Genomic DNA, 4477 nt, shown 5'->3' on the forward strand with positions numbered 1-4477 from the left:
TATTAAAATACCGTCAGTACCTAATAAAACTATAACACCAAGTGAAAATCTAATTGTTTTAGTATTTACATTACTAGGATTTATATTAAGTTTGTCTTTTATCCTCTTTGTTGATTCTCGTAAAAATGGATTAGTTGAATGAAAATTTTAATTACAGGTGGTGCAGGTTTTATCGGTTCTGCTATTATTCGTTATATTATAAAAAATACTCAAGATTGTATTGTTAATATTGATAAGTTAACTTATGCTGGTAATTTAGAATCATTAGCTGATATTGAAAATAATACTCGTTACGTGTTTGAGCAAGTTGATATTTGTGATCGTGTTGAGTTAGAGCGTGTCTTTGCTGAGCATCAGCCAGATGCTGTAATGCACTTAGCTGCAGAAAGTCATGTTGACCGTTCAATCGATGGCCCTGCAGCATTCATTGAAACCAATATTGTTGGCACCTATACCATTCTAGAAGCGACTCGTGCTTACTGGAATCAATTAGAGCAAACCCGTAAATCAGTATTTCGTTTCCATCATATTTCAACTGATGAAGTGTATGGTGATTTGGAAGGTACTGATGACTTGTTCACTGAAACAACATCGTATGAGCCATCAAGTCCGTATTCAGCATCAAAAGCATCAAGCGATCATTTAGTGCGAGCATGGTTGCGTACCTATGGTTTGCCAACAATTGTAACTAACTGCTCCAATAACTATGGTCCGTACCACTTTCCTGAAAAACTTATCCCTCTTATGATTTTGAATGCCTTAGATGGAAAGAATCTTCCTGTTTATGGTGATGGTATGCAAATACGTGATTGGTTATATGTCGAAGATCATGCGTCAGCACTGTATACCGTCGTGACCAAAGGTGAAATTGGTGAGACATACAATATTGGCGGTCACAATGAAAAAGCTAATATTGAAGTTGTTAAAACGATTTGTTCTTTGCTTGAAGAGTTTGTACCAAATAAACCTGATGGTATTGAGATGTATCAAGATTTAATCACTTATGTTACTGATCGTCCAGGCCACGATGTTCGTTATGCCATTGATGCATCAAAGATTGAGCGAGAGCTAGGCTGGAAACCTGCTGAGACTTTTGAATCGGGTATTCGAAAAACTGTTGAATGGTATTTGAATAATAAAACATGGTGGAGCCGAGTATTAGATGGCTCATACAGTTTTGAGCGTTTAGGTACTACAGTTAATAAGGACAAGGAATAAATGAAAGGGATTATTTTAGCCGGTGGTTCAGGTACTCGTCTTTACCCTATTACTCGTGGTGTATCAAAGCAGCTATTGCCCATTTATGACAAGCCAATGATATTCTATCCGCTATCTACACTGATGTTAGCGGGTATTGAAGATATCCTTATTATTACTACGCCTGAGGATAATGAAAGCTTTCGTCGCTTATTAGGTGATGGATCTGATTTTGGTATCAACTTAGAGTATGCCATTCAATCCTCTCCGGATGGCCTAGCACAAGCTTTTCTAATTGGTGAAGACTTTATTGGTGATGATAGTGTTTGTTTAGTTCTTGGTGATAATATTTTCTATGGTCAGTCATTTAGTAAGACCTTATTAAATGCAGCCTCTCGTGAACATGGTGCAACGGTATTTGGTTATCAAGTACATGACCCTGAACGCTTTGGAGTGGTTGAATTTGATAGTGAAATGAAAGCGATTTCGATTGAAGAGAAACCTTCAAAGCCAAAGTCAAACTATGCTGTCACTGGTTTGTATTTCTATGATAACCGTGTTGTAGAAATGGCTAAACAAGTGAAACCTTCTGAGCGTGGTGAGCTTGAGATTACTACCTTGAATGAAATGTATCTGAATGATGGTTCATTGAATGTTGAGTTGTTAGGGCGTGGTTTTGCTTGGTTAGATACGGGAACTCATGAAAGTCTACAGCAAGCTTCTTCTTTTGTGGAGACTATACAAAATGTTCAAGGTCTGAAGGTGGCTTGTTTAGAAGAGATTGCTTGGCGTAATGGTTGGTTAACCACTGAACAAGTACAAGAGTTAGCAAAACCAATGATGAAAAATGAGTACGGTCAATATTTGATGCGTATAACGTCTGAAAATAAGTAAGAGTTGATGCCTTGTGAAAGTATTGATTACAGGTAGCAATGGTCAAGTAGGTAGCTGTTTAGTCAAACAGCTACAATCCTGCCCAAATACCGAAATATTAGCCGTTGATCGAAATGAGCTAGATATCACTTCACAATCTAGTGTTATTAAGACTGTGAATGAATTTAGACCTAATATCATTATCAATGCAGCTGCTCATACAGCTGTAGATAAAGCCGAAACAGAAATTGACTTATCATATGCGATTAATCGTGACGGGCCATTATATTTAGCACAAGCTGCTGAAAGTATTGGTGCTACGTTATTACACATTTCGACTGATTATGTTTTTGCTGGCGATAAAGAGGGTATTTATTCTGAAACCGACATTGTTAACCCGCAAAGTGTTTACGGAGCAAGCAAGTTAGCAGGTGAAAAAGCAGTTCTTGACGCATGTTCACGCTCTATTATTTTACGAACTGCATGGGTATTTGGTGAAGAAGGCAATAACTTTGTTAAAACCATGCTTCGCTTAGCACAGCAAAGAGATTCGTTAGGTATTGTTGCTGACCAATTCGGTGGTCCAACTTATGCAGGTGATATTGCAGCAGCCTTAATTACAATAGCGAAAACTATCACTGATTCAAAAAATACATTTAATAGTGATGATTATGGTATGTATCATTTCACCGGTATGCCACACGTTAGTTGGTGTGAGTTCGCACTAGTTATCTTTGATAAAGCAGTTGAACAAAAAATTTTAGTTAAATCTCCTGATGTAAACGGAATTAAAACTGAAGATTATCCAACGCCAGCGAAACGTCCTGCTAATTCAAAATTGAATACGCAAAAAATAACAACAGTATTTAACATTCCAGCAAGTGATTGGCAATCAGCATTAGACAATATTAATGATTATATGTGATATTTTTTCTACCTTCCGGAAATGAGGAACGAATTCTCCGGAATCTATCTTTAGTTAGCAGATAAAATAAGATTAGAGAATAACAATGAAAGTTATTGAAACAGAAATTCCTGATGTAAAAATTATTGAGCCTAGTGTATTTGGTGATGAGCGAGGCTTTTTTATGGAAACTTGGAATCAAAAGAAGTTTGAAGAAGAGGTGACAGGTAAACCAACGCAATTTGTACAAGATAACCACTCTAAATCTAAAAAGGGCATTTTAAGAGGTCTTCATTATCAAACAAAAAATACACAAGGTAAGTTAGTCCGTGTAGTTTCAGGTGAAGTGTTTGACGTGGCTGTTGATATACGTAAAGATTCACCAACATTTGGTAAGTGGGTAGGGGTTTATCTATCTGCTGAAAATAAACGTCAATTATGGGTTCCTGAAGGCTTTGCTCATGGGTTCTATGTGACTAGTGACGAAGCTGAGTTTGTATATAAATGTACAGATTATTACAATCCTATAGCAGAGCATTCTATAGTTTGGAATGATCCTAATATTGGTATCAAGTGGCCTGTTAAAAAACAACCAATATTATCGGAAAAAGATAAACAAGGGTTGCTGTTAAATTCAGTTCATAAGATAAAGATATAGGTTACAAGTAATGTTATTTGCTTATTTTATTCTGATTGGATATTCCTTATTAGGTATTATTTATTATCCTAATATATATACATTAGTGGCATTTACATTTATAGCCATATCTTGCTTCCCATTTTTTATTGCGGGTATTTATGGATATGATAGAAGGCCTTATAAAATTGAATATCCTCAAATATCCAAATATCTTTTATTTTCTGGTTTTTTGATAGGGATATTTAATTTATATATAATAACTAAAAATGCAGGGTATGAACTATATGATATATTCAGTATATCAGGGATTAAAGCAATATCAATGGCATCAACAGAAATAAGATATAATGGTGGTTCAAATGTTAATAGTGGTAGTCCAATCATTTTAGCTATATCATTATTTTTTGTTTTTATTGCAGGATTGAAAAGAAAGGAAAATAATGCCATTAATATAATTATTCTTTTTGTTCCTATTATTTTATATACAGTTCTTACGACTGAAAAATGGCCAACTTTTCTTGGTATAATGTTTTGTTTCTGTGGGTGTTGTTGCTCCTTTAGTTATAAAGAAATAAAAGTAGTCGTAATCAAGAATATAAAATATCTTTTAGTTGTCTTCAGTCTTATGGTTGTTTCTTTATACTTACGTAGCGGTGGACAGCAATCAGTTTTTACATCGATAACATCATTGTTTAATTATGTACTATCGCCATATTATGGTTTTGGGTATTGGCTCGTAAATATACATAATAATTTTAACTTAGGATTGGGGTATTATACATTTATTGGTCCATTGAGCTATTTTTCTTCGATTACAGGTGTTTTTAGAGATTCGGGTGTATTTGACGAAAATTATTATGTTT

5 protein-coding genes are annotated in these 4477 nt (G+C 34.9%); all 5 read left to right on the forward strand.

The annotated features are described in order from the left end of the window. Nucleotides 1–138 precede the first annotated feature (138 nt). Nucleotides 139–1218: a dTDP-glucose 4,6-dehydratase gene (gene rfbB / locus E5A76_RS18490; protein WP_161119823.1), complete on the forward strand. Its 1080-nt coding sequence runs from the start codon at nucleotides 139–141 to the stop codon at nucleotides 1216–1218. Continuing rightward, complete coding sequence (gene rfbA / locus E5A76_RS18495; RefSeq protein WP_161119824.1) at nucleotides 1219–2091, forward strand: glucose-1-phosphate thymidylyltransferase RfbA; 873 nt, start codon at nucleotides 1219–1221, stop codon at nucleotides 2089–2091. It begins immediately after the preceding gene. 13 nt (nucleotides 2092–2104) lie between these two features. Continuing rightward, nucleotides 2105–2995: a dTDP-4-dehydrorhamnose reductase gene (rfbD, locus tag E5A76_RS18500; RefSeq protein ID WP_161119825.1), complete on the forward strand. Its 891-nt coding sequence runs from the start codon at nucleotides 2105–2107 to the stop codon at nucleotides 2993–2995. Between the two features lie 85 nt (nucleotides 2996–3080). After that, nucleotides 3081–3632: a dTDP-4-dehydrorhamnose 3,5-epimerase gene (gene rfbC / locus E5A76_RS18505; protein ID WP_161119826.1), complete on the forward strand. Its 552-nt coding sequence runs from the start codon at nucleotides 3081–3083 to the stop codon at nucleotides 3630–3632. 10 nt (nucleotides 3633–3642) lie between these two features. Then, the coding region (locus tag E5A76_RS18510) for an oligosaccharide repeat unit polymerase (RefSeq protein ID WP_161119827.1) at nucleotides 3643–4477 on the forward strand (835 nt) is incomplete at its 3' end.

It is taken from the genome of Photobacterium lucens, from assembly GCF_009873615.1.
GTDB classification, from domain to species: domain Bacteria; phylum Pseudomonadota; class Gammaproteobacteria; order Enterobacterales; family Vibrionaceae; genus Photobacterium; species Photobacterium lucens.

Coding starts and splice junctions, on each gene's coding strand:
- rfbB (WP_161119823.1), top strand. CDS start 139: ATGAAAATTTTAATTACAGGTGGTGCAGGTTTTATCGGTTCTGCTATT.
- rfbA (WP_161119824.1), top strand. CDS start 1,219: ATGAAAGGGATTATTTTAGCCGGTGGTTCAGGTACTCGTCTTTACCCT.
- rfbC (WP_161119826.1), top strand. CDS start 3,081: ATGAAAGTTATTGAAACAGAAATTCCTGATGTAAAAATTATTGAGCCT.